This window comes from Neolewinella maritima, assembly GCF_923081025.1.
Lineage (GTDB): Bacteria > Bacteroidota > Bacteroidia > Chitinophagales > Saprospiraceae > Neolewinella > Neolewinella maritima.
Genome location: NZ_CAKLPZ010000005.1, coordinates 220,652 through 243,138, shown reverse-complemented (window position 1 = coordinate 243,138; position 22,487 = coordinate 220,652). Strand labels below are relative to the sequence as shown.

21 protein-coding genes are annotated in these 22,487 nt (G+C 60.5%); 16 read left to right on the top strand and 5 right to left on the bottom strand.

All coding sequences use genetic code 11. The annotated features are described in order from the left end of the window. Positions 1 to 10 precede the first annotated feature (10 nt). From MJQ68_RS16865 to rny, 3 genes are read left to right on the top strand one after another with little or no spacing between them, the layout of a single operon-like run. On the top strand, positions 11 to 313 hold the full coding sequence (locus tag MJQ68_RS16865) for a site-specific integrase (RefSeq protein ID WP_238752334.1): 303 nt from the start codon (positions 11 to 13) through the stop codon (positions 311 to 313). A 3-nt stretch (positions 314 to 316) separates the two neighbouring features. Further along, positions 317 to 625, top strand: coding sequence for a cell division protein ZapA (locus MJQ68_RS16860; protein WP_238752333.1), 309 nt, complete (start codon positions 317 to 319; stop codon positions 623 to 625). Positions 626 to 655: 30 nt separating this feature from the next. Continuing rightward, complete coding sequence (rny, locus tag MJQ68_RS16855; protein ID WP_238752332.1) at positions 656 to 2,326, top strand: ribonuclease Y; 1,671 nt, start codon at positions 656 to 658, stop codon at positions 2,324 to 2,326. On the opposite strand, the gene MJQ68_RS16850 is transcribed toward rny, so the two are convergent. Together MJQ68_RS16850 and MJQ68_RS16845 are read right to left on the bottom strand one after the other, a co-directional pair. Further along, the gene (locus MJQ68_RS16850) at positions 2,323 to 3,597 is read right to left on the bottom strand and encodes a T9SS type A sorting domain-containing protein (RefSeq protein ID WP_238752331.1); all 1,275 of its coding nucleotides are present in this window, start codon (positions 3,595 to 3,597) and stop codon (positions 2,323 to 2,325) included. The two genes, rny and MJQ68_RS16850, sit on opposite strands and share 4 nt — an antisense overlap. Before the next feature lie 65 nt (positions 3,598 to 3,662). Continuing rightward, complete coding sequence (locus MJQ68_RS16845; protein WP_238752330.1) at positions 3,663 to 4,469, bottom strand: NAD-dependent epimerase/dehydratase family protein; 807 nt, start codon at positions 4,467 to 4,469, stop codon at positions 3,663 to 3,665. Between the two features lie 292 nt (positions 4,470 to 4,761). On the opposite strand from MJQ68_RS16845, the gene MJQ68_RS16840 reads away from it, so the two are divergent. The 5 genes from MJQ68_RS16840 to rodA all read left to right on the top strand — a co-directional run bounded on the left by MJQ68_RS16840 (position 4,762) and on the right by rodA (position 11,784). After that, the gene (locus tag MJQ68_RS16840) at positions 4,762 to 5,778 is read left to right on the top strand and encodes a phosphotransferase (protein WP_238752329.1); all 1,017 of its coding nucleotides are present in this window, start codon (positions 4,762 to 4,764) and stop codon (positions 5,776 to 5,778) included. A 135-nt stretch (positions 5,779 to 5,913) separates the two neighbouring features. Continuing rightward, on the top strand, positions 5,914 to 9,243 hold the full coding sequence (gene secA / locus MJQ68_RS16835) for a preprotein translocase subunit SecA (protein ID WP_238752328.1): 3,330 nt from the start codon (positions 5,914 to 5,916) through the stop codon (positions 9,241 to 9,243). Positions 9,244 to 9,311: 68 nt separating this feature from the next. Beyond that, entirely contained in the window at positions 9,312 to 9,947 is a 636-nt protein-coding gene (gene deoC / locus MJQ68_RS16830; protein WP_238752327.1) for a deoxyribose-phosphate aldolase, read from the top strand. 13 nt (positions 9,948 to 9,960) lie between these two features. Continuing rightward, the gene (locus tag MJQ68_RS16825; RefSeq protein ID WP_238752326.1) at positions 9,961 to 10,365 is read left to right on the top strand and encodes an SPOR domain-containing protein; all 405 of its coding nucleotides are present in this window, start codon (positions 9,961 to 9,963) and stop codon (positions 10,363 to 10,365) included. 3 nt (positions 10,366 to 10,368) lie between these two features. Then, positions 10,369 to 11,784, top strand: coding sequence for a rod shape-determining protein RodA (gene rodA / locus MJQ68_RS16820; RefSeq protein WP_238752325.1), 1,416 nt, complete (start codon positions 10,369 to 10,371; stop codon positions 11,782 to 11,784). Positions 11,785 to 11,898: 114 nt separating this feature from the next. On the opposite strand, the gene MJQ68_RS16815 is transcribed toward rodA, so the two are convergent. Then, a complete protein-coding gene (locus MJQ68_RS16815) occupies positions 11,899 to 14,850 on the bottom strand; it encodes a hypothetical protein (RefSeq protein WP_238752324.1) in 2,952 nt (983 codons plus the stop codon). Positions 14,851 to 15,209: 359 nt separating this feature from the next. Here MJQ68_RS16815 and MJQ68_RS16810 point away from each other — a divergent pair, with 359 nt between their 5' ends. Genes MJQ68_RS16810 through MJQ68_RS16800 form a run of 3 tightly spaced genes read left to right on the top strand, consistent with a single transcriptional unit; the run spans position 15,210 to position 17,602 of the window. Then, a complete protein-coding gene (locus tag MJQ68_RS16810) occupies positions 15,210 to 15,767 on the top strand; it encodes an RNA polymerase sigma factor (RefSeq protein WP_238752323.1) in 558 nt (185 codons plus the stop codon). 7 nt (positions 15,768 to 15,774) lie between these two features. Next, the gene (locus MJQ68_RS16805) at positions 15,775 to 16,479 is read left to right on the top strand and encodes a hypothetical protein (RefSeq protein WP_238752322.1); all 705 of its coding nucleotides are present in this window, start codon (positions 15,775 to 15,777) and stop codon (positions 16,477 to 16,479) included. Then, positions 16,469 to 17,602 (top strand): DUF4097 family beta strand repeat-containing protein, encoded by a 1,134-nt coding sequence (locus tag MJQ68_RS16800; protein WP_238752321.1) that lies wholly within the window; start codon positions 16,469 to 16,471, stop codon positions 17,600 to 17,602. The genes MJQ68_RS16805 and MJQ68_RS16800 overlap by 11 nt, the downstream gene beginning before the upstream one ends. Before the next feature lie 93 nt (positions 17,603 to 17,695). Here the strand turns inward: MJQ68_RS16800 and odhB are convergent, their stop codons facing one another. Next, positions 17,696 to 19,000 (bottom strand): 2-oxoglutarate dehydrogenase complex dihydrolipoyllysine-residue succinyltransferase, encoded by a 1,305-nt coding sequence (gene odhB, locus MJQ68_RS16795; protein ID WP_238752320.1) that lies wholly within the window; start codon positions 18,998 to 19,000, stop codon positions 17,696 to 17,698. A gap of 124 nt (positions 19,001 to 19,124) precedes the next feature. Between odhB and MJQ68_RS16790 the strand changes: the two genes are divergently transcribed. Beyond that, entirely contained in the window at positions 19,125 to 19,826 is a 702-nt protein-coding gene (locus MJQ68_RS16790) for a spermidine synthase (RefSeq protein WP_238752319.1), read from the top strand. Beyond that, a complete protein-coding gene (locus MJQ68_RS16785) occupies positions 19,823 to 20,182 on the top strand; it encodes a hypothetical protein (RefSeq protein ID WP_238752318.1) in 360 nt (119 codons plus the stop codon). The genes MJQ68_RS16790 and MJQ68_RS16785 overlap by 4 nt, the downstream gene beginning before the upstream one ends. 81 nt (positions 20,183 to 20,263) lie before the next feature. Here MJQ68_RS16785 and MJQ68_RS16780 read toward each other — a convergent pair whose 3' ends face one another. Further along, positions 20,264 to 20,728 carry an SRPBCC family protein gene (locus tag MJQ68_RS16780; RefSeq protein ID WP_238752317.1) on the bottom strand — a complete coding sequence of 155 codons (465 nt, stop codon included), beginning with the start codon at positions 20,726 to 20,728 and terminating at the stop codon, positions 20,264 to 20,266. Positions 20,729 to 20,954: 226 nt separating this feature from the next. On the opposite strand from MJQ68_RS16780, the gene MJQ68_RS16775 reads away from it, so the two are divergent. The 3 genes from MJQ68_RS16775 to MJQ68_RS16765 all read left to right on the top strand — a co-directional run bounded on the left by MJQ68_RS16775 (position 20,955) and on the right by MJQ68_RS16765 (position 22,485). Further along, positions 20,955 to 21,323 carry a TraR/DksA family transcriptional regulator gene (locus MJQ68_RS16775; RefSeq protein ID WP_238752316.1) on the top strand — a complete coding sequence of 123 codons (369 nt, stop codon included), beginning with the start codon at positions 20,955 to 20,957 and terminating at the stop codon, positions 21,321 to 21,323. Positions 21,324 to 21,419: 96 nt separating this feature from the next. Then, positions 21,420 to 22,022: a lipoprotein signal peptidase gene (locus MJQ68_RS16770; protein ID WP_238752315.1), complete on the top strand. Its 603-nt coding sequence runs from the start codon at positions 21,420 to 21,422 to the stop codon at positions 22,020 to 22,022. A gap of 19 nt (positions 22,023 to 22,041) precedes the next feature. Further along, positions 22,042 to 22,485: a hypothetical protein gene (locus MJQ68_RS16765; protein WP_238752314.1), complete on the top strand. Its 444-nt coding sequence runs from the start codon at positions 22,042 to 22,044 to the stop codon at positions 22,483 to 22,485. The last annotated feature ends 2 nt before the right edge of the window (positions 22,486 to 22,487 follow it).

Here is a 22,487-nt window from a genome sequence, read left to right as displayed (position 1 = left end):
ATCAACCCTCATGACACCGGCAACACAACTTGACGGCATTGAACTAAAACTTCGGCAACTCACCGCCAAGGTAGACCGCCAACGGGCGCAGTACCAGGCGGCGATGACCGAAAACGAACGCCTGCAACAGCAGCTCGACCGCCAGGAGGCGGTGGTGACCTCGTTGCGGGATAAGCTAGCCCAAGCCACTTCCACTTCCGCCGCCCCGGCGGCATCGTCTTCCCCGGCACCCGACCTCAGCGAGCAGCGACAGACCGTCGCGTACTGCCTGCAGGAGATCGATCGCTGCCTCGACTGGCTCCACCGTAACTAAGCTATGGCCAACGCTCAGGATAACAAGCCCATCACGGTAGTCATCGCCGGCCGCCCCTACCCGATCCGCGTAGCGGACACGGAGGAGCAGGGCCTGCGCGCCCTCGTCGGCGAGATCAACGACCGCTTCAATGACTTCCAGATCAAGTACCGCGACCGCGACAAGCAGGACTGTCTGGTGATGACCCTGCTGACCTACGCCAGCGAACTACGCAGTGCCCGCGAGCAGGCCGACTCGGGCGGTAGCAGCGATCAGGAGCTCACGCAGCGGCTGAGCCGGCTGGATAAGCTGGTGGAGGGGATGCTAGGCTAGCGCCCTCACTTTTTTTAACTTACGTACACCATGGAAATCGTCATCGGGCTCGTTATCGGGCTCCTTGTAGGCGCTACGATCGCCTACTTCATCTTTGGCCGCAAGGCCAAAGCACAGGACCAAACCCACCAACAGGAAGCCGAAAAACTCCTGGCCGAGGCCCGCCTCAAGGCCGACAAGGAACTCGCCGATGCCCGCCTTAAAGCCGAGCAGACCTTCGCCGAGTTCAAGGACAAGCAGGAAGAATTCAAGAAACAGAAGATCGCCGAAAGCCGCGAGAAATTTGCCCGCTACAAGGAAGAATTCAAGCAGGAGAAAGCCGAAGAACTGGTAGAACTACGCCAGAAGCGGGAAGCCCTCAAGGAGGAGCAGACCAGCATGAAGGAGGAGCGCGCCAGCTTCAAGGCCGACCTCGATGAGATCCTCAAGGCCAAGGAGAACTTCAAGCAGCGCGAAGCGGAGCTCCAGACCAGCAAGCAACAGCTCGCCGAAGAGATCGACCGCACCCGCAGTAAGCAGGCCGAGCTGGACACCCAGCACGAGCGCTTCGCCCAGGAGCTCGAAAAGATCGCCAGCCTCTCCCAGGCCGAAGCCAAGCAACGCCTGCTCGAGGAAGTACGCGCCAAGGCCGAAACCGACGCCATGAGCCTACGCCGTGAGCTCCTCGTCGAAGCCAAGGAAGACGCCGCCAAGGATGCCCGCAAAGTGGTCATCAATACCATCCAGCGGATGTGTGCCGAAATGACGATCGAGAATACCGTCTCGGTTTTCAGCCTGGAAAGCGACAGCGTGAAGGGGCAGATCATCGGTCGTGAAGGACGCAATATCCGCGCCATCGAAGCCGCCACCGGCGCCGAGCTGGTAGTAGACGATACGCCCGAGACGATCGTGATCTCCAGCTTCGACCCCATCCGCCGCGAGGTAGCCCGGCTGTCCCTGAAGCGGCTGGTCAGTGATGGCCGTATCCACCCCGCCCGCATCGAGGAGGTGGTCGCCAAGACGCGTAAGGAGTTGGAGTCCGGCATCAAGGAGATCGGCCAGAAGACGGTCATCGAACTCGATATCCACGGCCTGCCCGCCGAGCTGATCCGCATGGTGGGGCGCATGCGCTACCGCAGCAGCTACGGACAGAACCTGCTCAAGCACAGCGTAGAAACGGCCCACCTCTGTGCCGTGATGGCTGCCGAAATGGGCCTGAGTAAGAAGCAGGTCAAGCTGGCCAAGCGCGCCGGCCTGCTCCACGATATCGGCAAGGTAGCCGATGAGGACAACGAGCTCAGCCACGCCCTCTACGGCATGCAGATGGCCGAAAAGCTCAAGGAGAGCGCCATCGTAGTGAACGCCATCGGGGCCCACCACGACGAGATCGAGATGAATAACATCATCTCTCCCATCGTGCAGGCCTGTGATGCCATCAGTGGGGCCCGCCCGGGTGCCCGCCGCGAGATCCTCGAAGGCTACATCACCCGCATCAAGGAGCTGGAGGATATCGCCAAGAAGAACGAGGGGGTCAACTCCGCCTTTGCCATGCAGGCAGGCAGGGAGTTACGCGTACTCGTGGAGGCCGATAAGGTGAGCGATACCCACGCTGATGAACTGAGCTTCAAGATCAGTCAGGAGATCCAGGAGACGATGCAGTACCCCGGTCAGATCAAGGTGATGGTGATCCGGGAGACCCGCTCAGTAGCCTACGCCCGCTAGCGTACCATGACCCGGGCCGTAAAGGCACGGTCTCCGTCCGGTACGAATAAGTTGTACACGCCCGTGGACAAGCCCGCTACGCTGATCGTAGCCTGGGGGCCGGCCTGCCGAATATCTACGCGGCGGACCTGACGACCGCTGGCATCGAATAGTATAGCGGTAGACGGATTGCGTAGCTCCCCGAGTGGCAGGATGAACGAGCCGCTGGCGGGGTTGGGATATACCCGTAGGCGATCGGCGATGATCTCGGATGTACCGGTAGATATCACCGTAGCGTCGAAGTTGAGGGGCCACCCGATATCGAAGAAGATGCCCAGCGGGATCTGACCGGGTACACGAATCGCCTCGCCGTTACCGATCTGGGGAGTCATCAGCGCATCCGGCGTTCCTCGGCGATAGGTGCTCTCATCCATGTGACTGACACTACTGCCTACATCAAAGGTCGCGGGGGCGAACATGGGGACGAGTTCGCCGCCGTTCTTAGCCACGCCGCTGTCGCCGGCCCAGTCGAGCTGGGTGATGATGGCGGTCAAGCGTCCGGCGGAAGGCAGACCGGCCGCACCGAATTCGAAAGTATCGACCAGCCGGAGCCCCGGAGGGGTTTCCAGGAAGTTGTCGTAGATGATGAAGCGGTCTACCCCGTCGCTGCCGGTAAACCCGATGTTGGCGGTGGTATCGGCGATGCTATCGACCCGGATACTGCTCAGAAAGCCCAGGCCGTGACCTAGCTCGTGAATCATCACCGTCGCCAGGTCGGTACGTGCCCGGGAGAGGGGACCGGTGGTATTGAAGTTCCAATTGGCGGTGCTATTGACGGTGACGGCGATATCGGCCGAGTCCGGCTCGTTGAGCTCCGCGCCGAACAGTGCCTCTGCCAGTGCGGTGGGGTACCAGACGCTGGAATCCGGCGCGCCCCTGAACTCAGCAAAGACGCTGGTAGGGCCGGCACTGGCCAGCAGACGCTCGTCGCCGCGGTCGCGCCAGTCCACCGCTACGTTGATGGGCACGTCAGACTGTAGGAAGGAACCCCACACATTGCCGGCAAAGAGAATGCTCGCCCTAGCCTCCGCCGGTACGCTATCGCCGAAGGCGAAGACGAACTTAGAGGTGAGGGGGCGGTTGGCTTGGCGGAATTCTATGGGCTGCTCCTGGACGAAGGTGGTGTCGCCGTCATTTCCACAGGTGATAAGAAAACCGGCAGCTTGCTGTTGGCCCCGGAGGATAGGCACGGTCAGGCAGAGGAAAACAATAAGGGAGGCGAGGTGCTTCATCAGGAGTTCGAACGTAAGGAAGGTGAGTAGGTCTAGCGGGTCTAGGTTGAAGTCAGATTAGCATGCTAGATAAGGAGGTTATCGTACTGGGGTGCCCAGCCTAGTCTGCGCAGTGCGGAGGAGTCTACCGTCTTTCCGGAAGCGCCGCCCGCCACAAAGATGGGAAGCGCACGGCCCGTACGGCGGGACAAATTACCGTAAAATGTTCTTTTTGCGGGATGTGTAGCCGCACAGACATTGAAGGTGCCGGTCGTACGGCCATCCAAACACAGGCCGATCGCCCGGACGACATCCGCCTGGTGGACCATGTTTACCGGAGCATCTGCGCGGGTCACCGCTCGGCCGGAAGCGAAAAATGTAGCCGGGTCACGCCCCGGGCCGAAGAGTCCGGCCAGGCGAAGCACGGTGAGCCGGTCCGCGTGCATACCCAGCCACTGCTCTGCCGCCGCCACGGCTTGACTGGAGTGACTGTCCGGTACCAGCGGACTAGCCTCAGTAACTGTTCCCGTGGTAGTACTGCCGTAGACGCCGGTGCTACTAGTAAAGATGACGTGCCTGTCGGCGGAGAGGTAGGGGGCCAGGGGAGCCAATGCTGCGAGGTAGGTAGCCGGTGCGGCCGGGCCTAGTCGCCTGCCACCCGGCGGGAGGGTGATGACTAGCGTAGTGACGTCCTGGAGGAAGGCGTCCAGGCTATCCAATTGAGCCGGAAGGTCAAGGAGATAGGGCGTGACATTCTGATCCAACAGCGCCGTTTGGGTGGCCTCCCGCCGGTAGCTGGCCCGTACCCGGTGGCCCTGGGTGGCGAGGAAGTTTGCCAGGGGGAGACCCAGCCAGCCGGAGCCGATTACGGCGATCGTTTGTGGGGTTTTCATGGGGTAAACGTACAGTAGATGACAGTTAAGGCAAAGGTATAATCAGTATAGTTACATCGAGTGAAATAGCTGATGTTTCGAATCATTTTGCTTGTTTTATAGTGAAGATTTCCGTAAATTTGTGGAGCAATCGGAAGCAGCAATCCGGATAGAATTACATGTTTTGAGTGAGTATTTACGGGAGGAGGGCAAGTAGTCCTCCTTTCTTTTTTTGCAACCTGTTTCGGGAGTCTTGGTGGTCTACACCAGGGCTCTTTTTTTGGTCTACCTTGCGGGTTCAAGCTAGTAGTGTATGAATGAGTTGGCCGATCGCTTTACCGCAGCCACCGGTAGTCCGTTTTACCTCACGGCCGACGACCCGGAGCGTATAGAAGCCTACCTGCAGCAGCTGGGGTACCTGATCCACGGAGAGCGCGTCGTAGCCGTCGCGCCGGCCGGGGAGGGTAATATGAACGTAACGCTGCGGGTGATGACCAGCCGTCACCGGTTCATCCTGAAGCAGAGCCGCCCCTGGGTCGCCAAGTTTCCCCAGCTCGACGCACCCGTAGAGCGCATTCTGGTAGAACACAGTTTCCACCGCGCCATCGTGACCGACCGCTACCTCGCCAACAAGATGCCCGAACTGCTCAAGGCCGACGAGAAAAACTACGTACTGCTACTGGAGGATCTGGGCGATGCCGGCGATCTCACCACGGTATACCAGCAGGACGATGGAATGAGCCGCGGACAGCTCGCCACCCTGCTGGAATTTGCCGGTAAGCTGCACCGCCGTACGCCCGCGGACTTCCCCGCCAACGATAAGCTCAAGACACTCAACCACGCCCACATCTTCGATCTGCCACTACGGGCGGATAACGGCTTCCCGCTCGATGCGATCTACCCCGGTCTGGCCCGCGTGGCCCAGCCCTATCAGCACGATGAAGCCCTGCGCCGGGTGGTTGCCGGCCTGGGAGCGCGCTATCTGGCCACCGGCACGACATTGATCCACGGCGATTTCTATCCCGGTAGTTTTCTGGACGCGGAGGATGGACTGTACGTCATCGACGCTGAGTTTGCCCACCTGGGGCGGCCCGAGTTCGATATCGGCGTGCTGATGGCGCACCTGCTGATGAGCCGGGCCTCGGAGAAACGCATCCTGCAGATCGACACCGATTACGGGAAGCCCCCCGGATTCGAGGTGGCACTGGCCCGACAATTTTGCTACGTAGAAATTATTCGCCGCATCATCGGAATTGCGCAATTGCCGCTGTCCCTTACCCTGGATGAACGGAGCCGGCTGCTCGAACGCGCCCGTGCGGGGCTGGTGTAGCACAACCGCCGGCGGTGTCAGTCCGTTAGGTAGGTTTGGTGACACATTGGCGCACCCGGTCGACTGGCCTGGTATTCGCCCCACCTTCACCGCACCTGCGTTCCCGCCCCTATTATCACGAAAAGCTGTCTACTTATGTTAAAGGCCCTCAAACGACTCTTCGGTTCCAAGCAAGACCGTGATGTTGCTATCTACCAGCCCGTCGTGGAGGAGATCAATGCTATTTATGCGGAACTGACCAGTCTGTCGAATGACGAACTGCGGGGGCGTACCGATACCTTCCGGGCCCGCGTGGCGGAGTACCTCTCCGGCATCGACGGCGAAATCGCTACCCTGCGGGAGGAGGCGGAGGCGGAGCCCGACTTCCGGAAAAAGGACGAGATATTCAAGGAGGTGGACCGGCTCCAGGAGCAGCGGAACGAAGAACTGGAGGTGGTGCTCAAGGAGATCCTGCCCGCCGCCTTCGCTACGGTGAAGGAAGCCGCCCGCCGCTTTACCGAAGGGCCCCTGACCATGACGGCCACCGACGCCGACCGCGAACTGGCCGCCAAGCGCGACTACGTAACCATCGACGCGAACGGGCAGGCGACCTACAACAACGTCTGGATGGCCGCCGGCGGCGAGATCGCCTGGCAGATGATCCACTACGACGTGCAGCTGATCGGCGGACAGGTACTCCACGACGGTAAGATCGCCGAGATGCAAACGGGTGAGGGTAAGACCCTGGTAGCCACCCTGCCGGCTTACCTGAACGGCCTGAGCGGCCGCGGCGTGCATGTCATCACGGTCAATAACTACCTCGCGCAGCGGGACGCCGAGTGGATCGGCCCGGTCATGCAGTTCCTCAAGCTCAGCATCGACTGTATCGACCTCTACCGGCCCCATAGCCCCGAGCGGGTGCAGGCCTACGCGGCGGATATCACCTACGGGACCAACAACGAATTCGGCTTTGACTACCTGCGCGATAATATGGCGCGCTCGATCGCCGACAAGGTGCAGCGCGAGCACCACTTCGCCATGATCGATGAGGTCGACTCGGTACTCGTAGACGATGCCCGTACGCCCCTGATCATCTCCGGCCCCGTAACCAATAACACGGACGACCAGGACTACCTGGAGCTGAAGCCCGCCATCGAAAAACTGATCGCCGCCCAGCAGAAGGTGGCCAACAAGTTCCTTACCGAGGCCAAGCGCCTGTTTAAGGAAGGCTACCTAGGTCCTGAGGAAGGAGAGGCTGGCCTGGCGCTCTACCGCGCCTTTCGCGCCTACCCCAAGAGCCGTCCGCTGATCAAATTCCTGTCTACCGAAGGCGCCCGCGTGCTGCTGCAGAAGACGGAGAACACCTACATGTCGGAGAACAACAAGCGGATGCCGGAGGTAGACGCCGAGCTGTACTTCACCATCGACGAGAAGAACCGCCAGGTAGACCTCACGGATAAGGGCACTGACTACCTCAGCAAGTACAACGAAGACCCCAACTTCTTCATCCTCCACGATCTGGCCACCAGCATGGCCGAAGTGGACAACCGGGCTGACCTGGACAAGGAGGAAAAAGCACTCCAGAAGAATAAGCTGGCGCAGGACTTCGGCGTCAAGTCGAAGCGACTGCACGCGATCTCCCAGCTGCTCAAGGCCTACGCGCTTTTCGAGCGGGACTCGGAGTACGTCGTGATGGATGGACAGGTCAAGATCGTAGACGAGCAGACCGGCCGGATGATGGAAGGCCGCCGCTACTCCGACGGGCTGCACCAGGCCCTGGAATCAAAGGAGAACGTCAAGGTGGGCGAGCTCACGCAGACCTACGCTACGGTGACCCTGCAGAACTACTTCCGCATGTACCACAAGCTGTGTGGCATGACGGGTACGGCCGAGACCGAGGCCGGGGAGTTCTGGGAGATCTACAAGCTGGACGTCGTCGTGATCCCCACGAACCGACCCATTCAGCGCGACGATAAGAACGACAAGATCTACAAGACGGACCGGGAGAAATTCAACGCCGTCATCGACGATGTGGTAGAGCTGAGCAATGCCGGCCGTCCCGTACTGGTAGGTACCACTGCCGTAGACATCAGTGAAAAACTGAGCCGCATGCTGAAACTGCGCGGCATCGACCACAACGTACTCAACGCCAAGCAGCACCAACGCGAGGCCGACATCGTCGCCGAGGCCGGCCGGCCCGGTAAGGTGACCATCGCCACCAACATGGCGGGTCGGGGTACGGACATCAAGATCGGCCCGGAAGTGATCGCGGCCGGTGGCCTGGCCATCGTCGGTACCGAACGCCACGATAGTCGGCGGGTAGACCGCCAGCTGCGCGGTCGTGCCGGCCGGCAGGGAGACCCCGGGTCGAGCCTGTTCTACGTCAGTCTGGAAGACAAGCTGATGCGCTACTTCCAGAGCGACCGGATCGCTAAGTGGATGGACCGCGCCGGCCACAAGGAGGGTGATGTGATCCAGGCGGGCATCGTAACCAAGTCCATCGAGAACGCCCAGAAGAAGGTCGAGGAGAACAACTTCGGTATCCGCAAGCGGCTGCTCGAGTACGATGACGTGATGAACATCCAGCGGGAGGCCATCTACCGCAAGCGCGATAACGCCCTGAGCGGCCAGCGCCTGAACCTGGACCTGAATAACTCCTTCGAGGGGCTGATCGACGACATCGTCTACGCCCATAAGGAGAACGGTACCTACGACACCTTCCGCCTGGCCACGCAGCGCTTGCTGGGCTACGAGTCCGAGATCCAGGCCGCCGACTTCGACAACAAGGATGTCAACGACGTAGCCGATCAGTTGCTGGAGGAGTTCCGGGCCTTCTACGACAAGAAGATGCTGCTGCTGATCGACCGGGTCATGCCGCACATCCGTCGCGTCAACGAGGAGCAGCCCGGCCGCTTCCGCCGCATCATCATTCCGTTCACGGACGGCAGCACCCACCCTCTGCAGATCACCGCCGACATCGAGCGGGCGCTGGAGACCAACGGGCGCAGCATCAAGACCGATATCGAGAAGACCGTCACCCTGGCCATCCTCGACGAGAACTGGAAGGAGCACCTGCGCAGCATGGACGAGCTCAAGACCAGTACCAACATGGCGTCCTTCGAGCAGAAGGACCCCCTGGTGGTGTACAAGATGGAGAGTTACAACCTCTTCGAGGAGCTCATCAGCCGCATCAATATGAAGACCACGAGCTACCTGGCGACCGGTGACCTGGTCGTAGCCGAGCCGCAGGATATCCAGGAGGCGCGCCCGCCGCGCCGCGTGGTCACGCCGCCTACCCGGGTCAACCGGAGCAGCAGCGAGCCTGTGACCGCCGATGCACAGGCCGCCGCCGCCCGCCAGGCCGCCGAATCCGTGAGCCAGCCGCAGAAGGTAGAGACCTTTCAACGGGACACGGCAAAGGTGAAACGCAACGACCCCTGCCCCTGCGGAAGTGGCAAGAAGTTCAAGCACTGCCACGGCCGGTAAGCCCCCCACCGGCGTATATTGCCGCGCTTTCTGCGCCTAGCCCCGCCCACATCAGATTTACCTCAGTGTTGAACCAGCTTATCGACCACACCCTCCTCAGTCCGCACGCCACGGCGGCTGAGATCAAGCGCCTCTGCGAAGAAGCCGTGACCCACGGTTTTCACGCCGTTTGCATTCCACCCTACTACGTCTCCCGCGCCCTGGCCGAGCTCCAGGACACTCCCGTGCGTATCGCTACGGTAGTAGGCTTCCCCTACGGATACTCGGAGACCCTCATCAAAGTGGCCGAAGCCCGCCGCAGTATCGAGGAAGGAGCCGACGAGCTCGATATTGTCATCAATATCGCGGCAGTGAAGTCGGCCGACTGGAGCTACGTCAAGACCGAGATCGAGCAGATGGCCACTACCGTACGCCTGAAGGGTAAGGTCTGTAAGCTGATCCTCGAGATCGGTACCCTGACCGACGAAGAGCGCGACCGCCTCATCGATATCTGCAATACCGTACGGCCCGACTTCGTCAAGACCTCCTCCGGTCTGCAGGGCGGCGCCACGCCGGAACAGGTTCGCTACCTGCGGGCTAACTTACATCCCGAGATCAAGATCAAGGCAAGCGGTGGTATTCGTACCGGCCCAGATGCCCAGGCACTACTCGACGCCGGCGCGGACCGCCTCGGCACTTCCTCCAGTCTGCTTATCCTCACTTAAGTCATCCCCCCGTATGCGTCACCTGCTCGTACTTACTCTACTCCTTACGGCTTCCGCGCTGGCCACGGCCCAGCAGCAGCGTATGATCATGGTCACGCCCGATGCGGATGTGGAGCGCGTACTCAACCTATTCGCCGAGATCAACGAGACCAACGAAGAGGTAGAGGGCTGGCGGGTGCAGATCCTGGCCACCACGGACCGGCAGCAGCTGGAACGTACCGAGACGGAGTTTAAGGCTACCTACCCCAGCGTGCCCGTAGACTGGGTGCACAACTCGCCGTACTACAAGCTACGTGCCGGAGCGTTCTTCACCCGCGCCGAAGCCGACGGACTGCGGCAGCGCCTCAGCCGCGAGTTCGAGGGCGTCTACTTGGTCAAGGACGAAGTCACCGAAGCCGAGTTGCTGGACATGTACTAGGCTATGGCCCGATCCCTCAAGCGGCCGCGCACCGACGTTACTACCGTCATCCTGTACATCTTCCTGGTGTGCACCGGCCTGCTAATGATCTACTCGGTCGGCGCTCCGGCAGACGGCTACCCCGGCGGACTTAGCGGTCTGCTCACTACCCCGGTAGGCAAACAACTCGTCTGGGCGATCATATCGGTGGGCATGTGGGTGGTGGTCAACTACCTGATCGACCGCAAGGTCTGGGTCGTGGGCGCCTATCCCATCTACGCCTTTACGGTACTCCTGCTGATCCTGGTACTGGTGATCGGCAAGGAGATCAACGGTGCCCGTTCCTGGTTCAGCCTGGCGGGATTCACCTTTCAGCCCAGCGAATTGGCGAAGTTCGGGGCTTGTCTGGCCATGGCGGCCTTCATGAGTCAGTACTCCGGTAAGCTGCAGCAGCTGCGGACGGTAGTATACGCCTGCATCATCTGGCTTATTCCGGCCATTGTCATTCTGGGGCAGCCGGACATGGGATCTACCCTCGTGTTTTTCGGTTTTCTACTGGTGATGTACCGCGAGGGCCTCACGCCACTGCTCTTCGTGCTGGGTGGGTTTACGGCCTTCATGGTCGTGCTCGGCATGCTCTTTCCGTTCCAGGCTTTACTCCTGGGATTGCTAACGCTGTCGGCGGCGCTATTTGCTTTTTCGCTGCCGCGGCGGGGACTGCTATACGGGCTCGGGGCGGTGGCCGCGGGTGCGGGGGCCTTCTGGGCCGTGCAGGCCGGGTATGACTGGCAGCCGGTGGTGGGTCTGGTCACCCTCTTGCTGGGGCTGATCGGCTATCATCTGGTGCAACGCAATATGCGCCTGGTGGCGACCAGCCTGTTCTTCATCAGTTGGGGATTACTGCTCACGTTCACGGCAAATTACATCTACACCAGCGACGTGCTACCCGCTCACCAGCACGAGCGGATCGTCGTGTGGCTGCATCCCGAAGACGCCGACCCCCGGGGCAGCTACTACAACCTCCTCCAGAGCAAGCTCGCCATTGCAGCCGGCGGACTCAGCGGCCGCGGCCTGCAGCAGGGCACGATGACCCGCTTCGACTACGTACCCGAGCAGCTGACGGACTTCATCTTCTCTGCCATCGGCGAAGAGCAGGGCTTCATCGGGGTAGGCATGCTGATCTTCATCTTCGGGCTTCTCCTCTGGCGTATTACGGTCATTGCCGAGCGGCAGCGGCGCACCTTCGCACGAGCCTACGCCTACGGGGTGGCGGGTATTCTCCTGGTCCACTTTCTGGTCAACGTAGGTATGACGATGGGCCTGGTACCGGTCATCGGTATTCCCCTTCCCTTCATCTCTAAGGGCGGCTCTTCCCTCCTCAGCTTCACGCTGATGATCGCCGTGCTGCTCAAGCTGGATAAGCACCGCGGAGAAGTGTAGGGCTGCTGATAAAAAACGGGTAAGTGCAGCCAGTGCACTTACCCGTTCTGATGCGCTGCCGGAGGCAGCTTGTGGGCTTCGCAGCCGGGAGGCTGCATTCGACCATTCCGGTGATTAGAAGTTAAAGCGGTAGCCGCCCGTCAGCTGATTCACGCTGAAGAAGTTGCGGGTGGAGAAGTCGGCGAAGAACCGGCCATTGCCCACGGGTAGGTAGCTACCCACTACGATATTGAGTGCGGGGCGGAAGTTCAGCTCGTCGCTATTCTCATCGTCCTTGATCTGCATGGCACCTACTCCGATACCGGCGTAGGGAATAAAGCCGATTTCCCGGGCCTCGTCCGTGATCAGGGGGTAGATGATGTTGGCGAACAGGCCGAAGGTGGTCGGGCTACCGATACCGAAGTAGGCCTCGGGCATAAACTCGGCACGCTGATCGGGGCCGAGTTTGTAGTGCCACCGTACGCCCAGGCCCAGTCCCGTAGCATCACCGAAGTTGAAGCCGGCGGTACCGGACATCCCCGTGTAGGTGAAGTTGGAGAAGAAGCCTTCTGCGTTGTCGTCGGCAAGGTATACGCCGCCGGTATTTACACTGATCTCTTCCAGGGTACGGGTACCGGGTACGATTACGCGATTACCCAGGGAGTCTACCGTGGTCTTGGTAGCCGCTTCCTGGCGGGCCAGGCGGCGCTCCTGACGGAGCTTATCGCGCTCCAGGTCCATCCGCTCGTCGATGGCGTTCTGCTCGGCTTCGCGGCGGGCGAGTTCGCGGTTGGCGCGGTCGAGGTCACGCTGTAGGTCGCGGATCTCTTCCATCATTTCGCTCTGGTAATCGGTCAGGTCACGGATCATTTCCGTGCGCAACTCCTCCGTTTCGCTGGGGTCGCGGTCTTCGCGCAGGCTATTGATGCGCTCGGTCATGCGGCGCTCGAGCTCCTCCATGCGCTCGTCGTCGACGCTGCCGGTGTTGCGATCCATTCCGTTGCGGCGTGCCTCTTCGAGTTCGCGCTCCAGGTCCTGAATGCGGCGATCGGTGATGACCGTGCGGCTGTCGGTACGGGTAGAATCGCTCAGGCGGAGGCCGGTACCGGTGGTTCCACGTTCCGAGCGAAGGTCTTCGATCTCGCGTTCCAGCTCCTGCATACGCTGCTGTTCGGAGGTCATACCCTCCATGTCGCCGCCTTGATCACGCAGACGCTCCAGGCGCTGTTCGAGCTGCTCGATGCGTTCTTCGTCACTGCGGGGAGCGCGGTCGCTGTAGTCCATCCGCCGGGGTGCGGCACCTCCGGTATTAAGCTGGAACAGCATGTCTTCCATGCGCTCGATGCGGCGGTTGATCTGGTCGAGCTGGTCATTCTGCACCATGGGCTGCTGCCCCTGATTCATCTGGCCGGTGTTGCCACCACGGTTGCCAATGGCGTCGATCAGTCGGTCGATCTGCTCGGCCTGTAGGACGATCACGCTACCGTTCGAGCTGTTGGGGTAGGTGGTAGCGGCGCTGCTGGAGGGGATGGGCTGGATCGGCCGTCCCAGTGCTGCGTCGATCTCCGCACGTTCGCGGGCATCGCGCTGAGCATCTGCCTCGAGACTGCGTACAGTGAGTTGGTCCTGGCGGGTCTCAAGCTCAGCTACCACGGCGGTAGCATTTTCCCGTTCGAGCTGAATTTCCTCGGCCGTTTCCAGGTCACCGGCATCAAGTGCGTCGATGAGCTCCTGGTCCAGTACAGCGATGCTATCCTGGTAGCGCTGCCGTAGCTCGACGATTTCGAGTTGATTGGCGGTGCGGATGCTGTCAGCACGCCGCTCGAAGGCGTCTTGCTGTGACTCTAGCCGGTCCTCCAGGGTGGACTGGCGTACGACGTCGGGGTTGTTGCGGTTGTTGCCACCGAGGGTAAAGCCTACGCCGGCGGTGTACATGTAGCTGGTGGTGATCTGCTCGGTGCTGTTCACGTCTTCCAGGTCAGCTCCGGTAGTGAGCACGGCTTTGACGCCGCCGTTGAGGCGCGCACGCTCACCGAACTTGAGGTAGATACCACCACCGCCGGAGGCAAAGCCCTGGCTGGAGGCGAAGTCACCAATTTCCGTTACTCCTTCATTATAGCCCTCGGATAGGTCGATGTATCCACCGCCAATGCTCAGGTAAGGCACCAGACCGGAGGAAGCCTGTGTGAGATTGAAGCGGACATCGGCACCGTAGAGGCTGATATCGTCAAAGTCGAAGTTGATCTCATCGTCCGTCATGCCCCGGTAGTAGAAACCACGCAGGCTGATGAGGGGACCGAAACTGAAGCCTGCCGTACCACCGGCGAAGTAGGCATCGCGGTAGGGTAGGGCATCGTCCCAATCCATCTGGGCCAGGCCTACTTCTACGGGCAAGGATAGACCGGTAAGGCCACCCTGGAAGTTGCGCAGGTACTCCTGGTCGATGTCGCTGAGTTGACCGGGGCGACGGCCACCGAGGTAGAACTGCAGGTTGGCCGCTACGGCGTAGGTGCCGATCTGGTCGGAATCAAAGGCATCCAGATCCAGGTTATTGGCCTGACGCTCGACCTCGTCGAATAGATTGCGTACCGTATTGCCGGAGTAGGCGATGTATTTACCCTCGATGCCGAAGGTATAGCGGTCGGCAGCGCTAAGGGTAAGCCCCAGTCCGAGCGTGCCAAAGATATTCTCGGCACGTTCCAAACCTTCCCGCTTAGTATCCTGAATGCCACCCCCTAGCAACAGATAGGGTAGTAGCGTGCCCCGACCTATGTTCAGCTTCAGCTCTGCGCCGTAGCGCTGAAGATCGACGCCCTGATTGGCAAAGGTGCTGTCTATATCGAGGTCCAGTCCGGCAAAATCAGTGTTTTGATCGAGGGTCTGCATGTAGGTAGCCCGTAGCTCAACGTACTCACCGAAGCCAAAGCCGAGGCGCCCGCCGAACATGAAGGCGTCATCCAGACCGGATTCGTTACCGAACCAGTTGTAAGCTGCCGATGGAGCTACCGTGTAGCTTACCCCTCTGACCTGCCCGAACGCGGAGCCTGCCAGTAATAGGGTAATCGTTAGGAGTAGATAGTTACGCATAAAAATGTAGGTTAGTAATAGACTAGTGGGTCCCGATTATATGTCGATTTAATTCACAAATGTTCGGGATCCGGCGATCAGGAGTAAAAATTCGCTGTGTACTCGCCCGGAGGTATCATAAGCCGATCGGTCCGTAGAGGTTCAACTAAAACGTATTTTGTCAACGATAGGCAGCAGGGTATCCCCTGTACGAAAGACTCCCGATCCGGAAACGGTCACTCCACAGCTGACTATTTCTTCCGGTGGAGCCGATCGATGCTATCCGGTGCAACCCTGAGGGTGCGGTCTCGTCCTTTCCCGTATACACGTACACACCCCGTCAAATCACCCCTGTGGGAGCTCACCCAATCATATTCACCATGCCGACCGCCGCCGACTACCGGGATACCCACCGGGACATCGTACTCGGATGCCAGCGTAAAGACCGTACGGCCCAGCGCCAGCTGTACGGCCACTACGCTAAGCCGATGTACAACGTCTGCCTCCGAATCCTCAAGCACGCCCACGACGCCGAGGACGTGCTCCAACTGGCCTTTGTACAGGTCTTCAGCAAGATCAACACCTTTAACTTCGAGGCTTCGGTCAGCGCGTGGATCAAGCGCATCGTGGTCAACCGCTGTATCGATCACCTCAAAAAGCGACGCCTGCTCACCACGGCCTTCGATCCGGTACGCCACGACCACGGCTCAACGGAGGAAGACACGCCCCTGGACGCGCCCTGCTACACCGTAGAGCGGATCCGCGCGGCGGTACGTCAACTGAGCGAGGGCTACCGCGTAGTCCTTAGTCTGTACCTGTTCGAGGGCTACGACCACGAGGAGATCAGCCAGATCCTCGGGATCAGCGTTGGCACCTCCAAGTCGCAGTACAGCCGGGCCCGCAGGCGCCTGGCCCAGCTGCTCACCACCCCTCAATAAAACGATCATGCACACCGATAAACTCCAAGACTACATTCAGGACCACCGGGCGGACTTCGACGACGCCACGCCCCCCGCCGGCCTCTGGGACCGGGTGGAAGCCGCATTGTCGGCCGGCGACGCTGACGAAACGGTCACGACGGACCCCCTCGAGTCCTTCGTGGCCGAGCACCGGGAGGCCTTTGATGACGCCACGCCCTCTCTGCAGTTCGACCAGGTCATCGCACTCCCGACCAAGTCAGGACCCGCGCTGAAGGTCACCCACCGCCGCCGGCGCACCTTCCTGTACCTCATGGCTATCGCGGCCTCCCTGCTGCTCATGTTCACCGCCTACCGCTTCGGCAACCGGGCGGGCTACCGGGCCGGACAGGAACAGACCGTAGCCCAGCAACTCGAACGACTCCACCCCGAACTGGCGGAGGCCGAGCGCTTCTATCAGCAACGCATCGATGCCGAACTCACTAAGGTCGACCTGGTCAATGATGACCCCCAACTGCGGCGCGACCTGCGTGAGCTGGATGCCGCCACGGCGGAGATTCGCAATCAGCTACTGGAAGTACCCGAAAGCCAGCGCCCCATGCTCGTCAACCAACTCATCGAGGCCCATCGCACCAAACTCGATATCCTGCTGCGTATTCAGCAACATTTTCCCCAATCAAACTCCCCCGGAGCCCCCTGGCCCCGTTCCAATACGTCTACTCATGAAAGCTAATTTTATCCTCCTCCTGGCCGTAGTGGCATTCCTGCTACCCGGCCGCGCGTACGCCACGACCGTCCCGCTGACCGACTTCGAAAAACGACTGTCCGAAACCTTCGACATCAGCAGCGACGGACGCGTGAGCCTGGACAACCGCTACGGTGAGATCAAGGTCGTCACCTGGTCACAGCCCCGGGTCAAGATCGATGTGCTCATCAAGGTACAGGCCAGTGACAAAGACGAGTTCGAAAAGGTCCTGGAACGGATCGACGTAAGCCTGCGTGGCGGTGGCAATAGCGTATCCGCTACTACGACCATCGGGTCGGGCAACAACAACAGTTGGTGGAGCTTCATCACGGGCGGCAACAGCAACGACGACTTTAAGATCTACTATACGGTAACTATGCCCGCCACCGTCCGTCTCGACGTCGAGGCCAAGTACTGCGACGTAGAGCTACCCAGTCTGAGCGGAGCCACCGTCCTCAATGTAGGCTACGGTGACCTGGTCGCCGGCAAGCTGACGGCCGCTACCGAGATGAGCATCAGCTACGGCTCGGCCCGCGTCGAGCAGGTCGGCACCAACAGCCTGGTCAAACTGCGCTACAGCGAGGGCAGCTTCCGCAACGCCGGCGAGCTACGCTACGACGGCCGCTACAGCGAGGTCCGCTTCGGCACGGTCCGCGGCGTGCTGCGGCTGGACGTAGGCTACGAGGAGATCGACGTACAGTCCGCCACCGAGATCCGCCTCAACGGCAACTACAACGAACTGTCCGTAGAGCGGGTAGACCGCGTCTACCTCGACGGTAACTACACGGAGTTCGAGCTGGGCACCGTCACCCAGGTGCTGGAAGTAGACGCCAGCTACGGCGACGTAGAAGTAGGCTCCCTCCTGGCCGGCTTCGACCACGTCGACATCCGGGCCTCCTACACCGACGTCCAGATCGACGTAGCCAACGAGGCCGGCTATACCCTAGACCTCTCCGCCCGCTACGGCGACATCGATGCCCCCACCGGCGAGCTCAGCCCCCGCAACGTAGCCAACGAAAGCAACACGGAATCCGTGAAGGGCACCAAGAAGGGCAGCGGCAGCGGCCTGATCAAGGTGACTACTAACTATGGGGATATTGAGGTGTATTGAGTCGCCTGCGGCGACGCAGACCCTAAAGGGAGTAGACTGCCTTAGGGCAGAGTAGACCGCTTCGCGGGTAGACCGTCTACCCGAAGGGTCTACCTACAGTCCTAACAACAGCAACGTAGGATCCTCCAGCAACGCCTTCACCTTGACCAGGAAGGTGACTGAGCTGCTGCCGTCGATGACGCGGTGGTCGTAGCTGAGGGCCAGGTACATCATGGGGCGGATGACGACTTGTCCGTCTACGGCCACGGGGCGCTCGATGATGTTGTGCATGCCCAGGATAGCCGACTGTGGCTTGTTGATGATGGGCGTACTCATCATACTGCCGAACACGCCACCGTTGGTGATCGTGAAGGTGCCGCCGCTCATCTCGTCGATGCTCAGCTTATTGTCGCGGGCCTTGGCGGCCAGTTCCTTGAGCTTGGTTTCGATCTCGGCGAAGTGGAGCGACTCGATGTTATGGATCGGGGGTACGACCAGTCCCGTGGGGGTGGAGACGGCGAAACTGATGTCTACGTAGTCGTGGTATATGAGTTCCTTCTCGTCGGCACTGATCTCGGCGTTCACATCGGGCATCTCCATGAGCACCTGGGCGCAGGCCTTGGCGAACAGGGACATGAAGCCGAGCTTGACGCCGTGCTTCTTCACGAACTTATCCTGTACACTACTGCGCAGGGCCATCACGGCGCTCAGGTCTACCTCATTGAAGGTGGTGAGCATGGCCGTTTCATTCTTGGCGCTGACCAGCCGGCTGGCGATGGTGCGGCGCATGCGGCTCATCTTCTCGGTGCGCGTGTCGCGGCTGAAGGCGCTCTGTCCGGCGTGGGTAGCAGCTACCTTACCGCTGGTGCCGGTGACCTGTACGCCAGCGGCCGGGGGGGCAGCGACGGCGGGGGCCGCGGGTGCGGTGGTCTTGGCCTGCGTGGCCTGCTGGGCGTCGGCCTTGGTGATGCGGCCATCGCGGCCGGTGCCGTTGACGCTCTTGGGGTCTACGTCGGCTTCCCGCAGGATCTTGCCGGCGGCCGGACCGGTGGTACCAGTAGCGTAAGTGGTTTGGTCCGCCGGGGCCTTTTGCTCATCGGACGAGGGGGCTGCTGCAGGGGCTGCTGCGGCTGGCTCGGCCGATGGAGTGCTCGCACTTTCGGCGGACGAGCCGTTCGTTGCCGAGGTATCGATCTTGGCGACCAGGGCACCGATCTTCAGGTCGTCGCCCTCACCGGCTACGTAGATCAGTTTACCGGCGGCCTCGGCGGGGAACTCCAGGGTGGCCTTGTCGGACTCGAATTCACAGATGGGCTCGTCGAGCTCTACGTAGTCGCCATCGCCCTTGAGCCATTCGCTCAGGGTGACTTCGGTGACGCTTTCCCCGATGACCGGGACTTTCATTTCGACGATGCTCATACGTAAGGTTAGGTTGGGTGGATGCTGAATTCGCTTGGAGTAACGCGGCGGCTGGCCGGGGGTTGAGGATAAAGGTAAGCGATCGGTCCAGACATCGAACGCGCAAGGGTACCTTCGTAGGCCGATGCCGCGCCCTACCTCCGTCTCCCGTCTTCGCTACTGGCTCAGTTACCTGTGGGAGCAGCGCCTGGAGGTTACGGCCTCCGACTACAACGCCTACCTGGAGGTCTGCATCGTACACGGCCGCCTGCAGCTAGTGGCCGAGGATGCTATCTATAGTTTCGGAGATTACTACCTCAACTTCCGCCGGCTCTTCGAGGTCTTCGACTACGACCACCTGCCGGAGCGGGCCTCGGTCCTCGTGCTGGGCCTGGGCCTGGGCAGTATCCCCGAACTGCTGGAACGGTACATCGGCGTAGACTACACCTTCGTGGCCGTAGAGATCGATCCGGTGATCATCGCCCTGGCCAGCAAGTATAGTCTGCCGGGCCTGGCCGCCCCCATTGAGGTGGTACAGGCCGATGCACTGGCGTTCCTGCAGCTGGATGAGCGGCGTTTCGACCTGATCTGCGTGGATGTGTTTCAGGATGCTACGGTACCCGCACACCTGGATCACGTAGACTTCCTGGCCCTGTGCCGCGAGACCCTACTGCCCGGCGGTGCGCTGGTCTATAACCGCATCGCGTCCAGTATACCGGACCGCAACGCCGCGAAGGCCTACTTCACCGAGACCTTTGCACCTGCGTTCGCGGCAGCGTACCTGTATGATACGGGGGGCAACTACCTGCTGGTCAACGATGGCAAGTTCCTTAATTTGCCGGAATGAAACGGATTTGTCCTGAATGCGGGGAGGAGTACACTGGCCGCTCCGATAAGAAGTATTGCTCCGCCGCCTGCCGGGCCACCTTCCACAACCGGGCGCGGGCCGAGGAGCAGGTCTTCCAGCGCAGCATCAATAATATTCTGCGCCACAACCGCAACGTACTGGCCGAGCTCAACCCCGACGGCAAGGCCAACGTAAAGCGGGAACGCATGATCGACCGCGGCTTCAAATTTCGCTACTTCACCAACGAGTACATCACCCGCAATAAGACGCTGTACCATTTCTGCTACGACTACGGCTACAAGGTCGAGGAGGGGGAATGGGTGCTGCTGATCAAGCGGCAGGAGTATGTGGAGTAGAGCCGGCTGCGCCGGGGTTAGACGCCTTCGGCTGGTTAGACGCCTATCGGCTGGTTAGACGCCTTCGGCTGGTTAGGTGATCTAAACCGGGAAAAGTCTGGTAATAGCTTCTTCCCGATCCGTGAAGATCTGCTGTACCTGGCGGTGGACGAATAGCTTGTCGGCGATGGTGCCCAGGATGCCGAGGGGGGCCTGGTAGTGGAGGATATCACGCATCTCGGTGGTATGGTCGTCGATGGCGCGGAAGTGGTGCTGGTGGTGCCAGAGAGCGAAGGGGCCTACACGCTGGTCGTCGATGAAGTGCGCGTGGTGGCGGATGTGGGTAATCTCGGTGACCCAGTCGGTGGTGAAGCCCGGAAAGGGAGTGATGCGGTACTGGATCACGATGCCCTCGTACATCTCCACGCCGGCTACGGGGGTGAGGAATTCAAATTTGACCTTCGGGGGGGTGAGCTTTTCGAGGTTCTCGGGGCGGCTGAAGAACTCCCAGGTAGTGGCCAGGGGGCGGGGGACGGTGGTCGTGGATACGATGCGGCGGGGGGTCATGGAGCGTGTGGGGTGATCCGTACGGGTTAGCGGGATAATGCGCAGTCACCGAAACGGCGAACAGGTAAGTACGGGACAGTGAAAACAGAAGTTAAAGTGGTGATATGGGGTAGGGGAAAGCGTTTGTTAGGTGGGAGTTTAACTTTATTGCGATATGCACCGTATGGGTATTGCGGTTATATTTGTGTACCTATTGCGAATAGTGTTGATCATAAAGCACCACACCATGCAAACACAACAACAGACTAGGTACAGTGATGCAGAGCTGGCCGAATTTAAAACGATCATTGACGCCAAACTAGACGAAGCGCGTCGCCAACTACAGTTTTACCGCGAGCAAATGAGCGAGCAGACGAACAGTGAAGACGGTCGCCCCCGGGGCCTGGACGACGGGAGCACCACCGCCACTAACGAAGACATCAACCGCCTGGCGGTGCGGCAGCAGCAGCTGATCCAGCACCTGGAGAACGCCCTGCTGCGCATCCACAACAAGGTATACGGCATCTGCCGGCAGACCGGCACGCTCATCAGCGCCGAGCGCCTGCGCATCGTACCCCACACTACCCTGAGCATTCAGGCCAAGCAGAACCGCTGACCGGCGGCCACCGATACAAAGTCGATTACGTAAATTGCCAACCTCTTCGCCCATCGCGGAGGGGTTGCTTTCGTTTAGGCCTTTCACCACGCCCCTATGTCCCGTAAGGCCACCGTCTGCTTTGTCGTCTTTGCCGTCCTGCTACTCGACCAGCTGCTCAAGGTCTGGGTCAAGACCCACATGGCCTACGGCGAGGAGTTCGGCATCCTGGGGGCAGACCGTGCCCTCATCCACTTCGTCGAAAACAACGGTATGGCCTTCGGCCTCAGTTTCGGCGGCCGTATCGGTAAGCTGGTCCTGAGCCTGTTCCGCATCGGCGCCGTCGTCGTGCTGAGCATCTACCTGGTAGAGCTGCTGCGCCGCCGGGCCTCCCCCCTGCTGCTCACCGCCTTTGCCTTCATCACGGCCGGGGCGCTGGGTAATATCATCGACAGTGTGTTCTACGGGGTGCTCTTTTCGGCCTCTACCCCCGGCGGCGGGGTGGCGGAATTCCTACCGGCGGCGGGCGGCTACGAGAGCCTGTTTTTCGGCCGCGTGGTCGATATGTTCTACTTCCCGCTCTTTTATGGAGTGTATCCGGAGTGGTTTCCGCTGGTCGGCGGCACACCCTACCTGTTCTTTCGGCCCATCTTTAATGTGGCCGACGTAGCCATTTCGGCCGGGGTGGTGTTGTTATTGCTGTATTACTATAAGAAGTAAAGTATAAACCGACCCGCCGTTGCTCCGTCTATCCTCCAACATCACGCTCTTCCTCAAGCTCTTTTTGCCCGTGTTCTGGACGACCGTCCTCACCGGCATCACACTGGTCATCTGGCTCTCCCCGGAGCACTACTTCGGCGGGGTGTCACTCACCTCGCTGCGCTACGGCATGACCTTCGTCCTGCTGACCTGGCTGGGTCTGTCCTTCTTCGTCCTCTGGCCCCTCAAGCGGGTGGAGACGGACGGCGAGTACGTCTACGTCAGCAACTACTTCCGCACGGCCCGCTACCACCTCATCGACGATGTGCGCGGCATCATCGACGGCCGCCTGCTATTCTTCCGGGTTTGTACGCTGGAGCTGAAGGGGGCCGGTGCCTTCGGTAAGCGCGTCCGCTTCATCGCCTCCCGCAAGCAGTTCAATACCTTCCGGGCGGAGTTCGCCGGTGCGGTGGAATTCCAGTAGGG

Coding starts and splice junctions, on each gene's coding strand:
- MJQ68_RS16865 (WP_238752334.1), top strand. CDS start 11: ATGACACCGGCAACACAACTTGACGGCATTGAACTAAAACTTCGGCAA.
- MJQ68_RS16860 (WP_238752333.1), top strand. CDS start 317: ATGGCCAACGCTCAGGATAACAAGCCCATCACGGTAGTCATCGCCGGC.
- rny (WP_238752332.1), top strand. CDS start 656: ATGGAAATCGTCATCGGGCTCGTTATCGGGCTCCTTGTAGGCGCTACG.
- MJQ68_RS16850 (WP_238752331.1), bottom strand. CDS start 3,597: ATGAAGCACCTCGCCTCCCTTATTGTTTTCCTCTGCCTGACCGTGCCT.
- MJQ68_RS16845 (WP_238752330.1), bottom strand. CDS start 4,469: ATGAAAACCCCACAAACGATCGCCGTAATCGGCTCCGGCTGGCTGGGT.
- MJQ68_RS16840 (WP_238752329.1), top strand. CDS start 4,762: ATGAATGAGTTGGCCGATCGCTTTACCGCAGCCACCGGTAGTCCGTTT.
- secA (WP_238752328.1), top strand. CDS start 5,914: ATGTTAAAGGCCCTCAAACGACTCTTCGGTTCCAAGCAAGACCGTGAT.
- MJQ68_RS16825 (WP_238752326.1), top strand. CDS start 9,961: ATGCGTCACCTGCTCGTACTTACTCTACTCCTTACGGCTTCCGCGCTG.
- rodA (WP_238752325.1), top strand. CDS start 10,369: ATGGCCCGATCCCTCAAGCGGCCGCGCACCGACGTTACTACCGTCATC.
- MJQ68_RS16815 (WP_238752324.1), bottom strand. CDS start 14,850: ATGCGTAACTATCTACTCCTAACGATTACCCTATTACTGGCAGGCTCC.
- MJQ68_RS16810 (WP_238752323.1), top strand. CDS start 15,210: ATGCCGACCGCCGCCGACTACCGGGATACCCACCGGGACATCGTACTC.
- MJQ68_RS16805 (WP_238752322.1), top strand. CDS start 15,775: ATGCACACCGATAAACTCCAAGACTACATTCAGGACCACCGGGCGGAC.
- MJQ68_RS16800 (WP_238752321.1), top strand. CDS start 16,469: ATGAAAGCTAATTTTATCCTCCTCCTGGCCGTAGTGGCATTCCTGCTA.
- odhB (WP_238752320.1), bottom strand. CDS start 19,000: ATGAGCATCGTCGAAATGAAAGTCCCGGTCATCGGGGAAAGCGTCACC.
- MJQ68_RS16790 (WP_238752319.1), top strand. CDS start 19,125: ATGCCGCGCCCTACCTCCGTCTCCCGTCTTCGCTACTGGCTCAGTTAC.
- MJQ68_RS16785 (WP_238752318.1), top strand. CDS start 19,823: ATGAAACGGATTTGTCCTGAATGCGGGGAGGAGTACACTGGCCGCTCC.
- MJQ68_RS16780 (WP_238752317.1), bottom strand. CDS start 20,728: ATGACCCCCCGCCGCATCGTATCCACGACCACCGTCCCCCGCCCCCTG.
- MJQ68_RS16775 (WP_238752316.1), top strand. CDS start 20,955: ATGCAAACACAACAACAGACTAGGTACAGTGATGCAGAGCTGGCCGAA.
- MJQ68_RS16770 (WP_238752315.1), top strand. CDS start 21,420: ATGTCCCGTAAGGCCACCGTCTGCTTTGTCGTCTTTGCCGTCCTGCTA.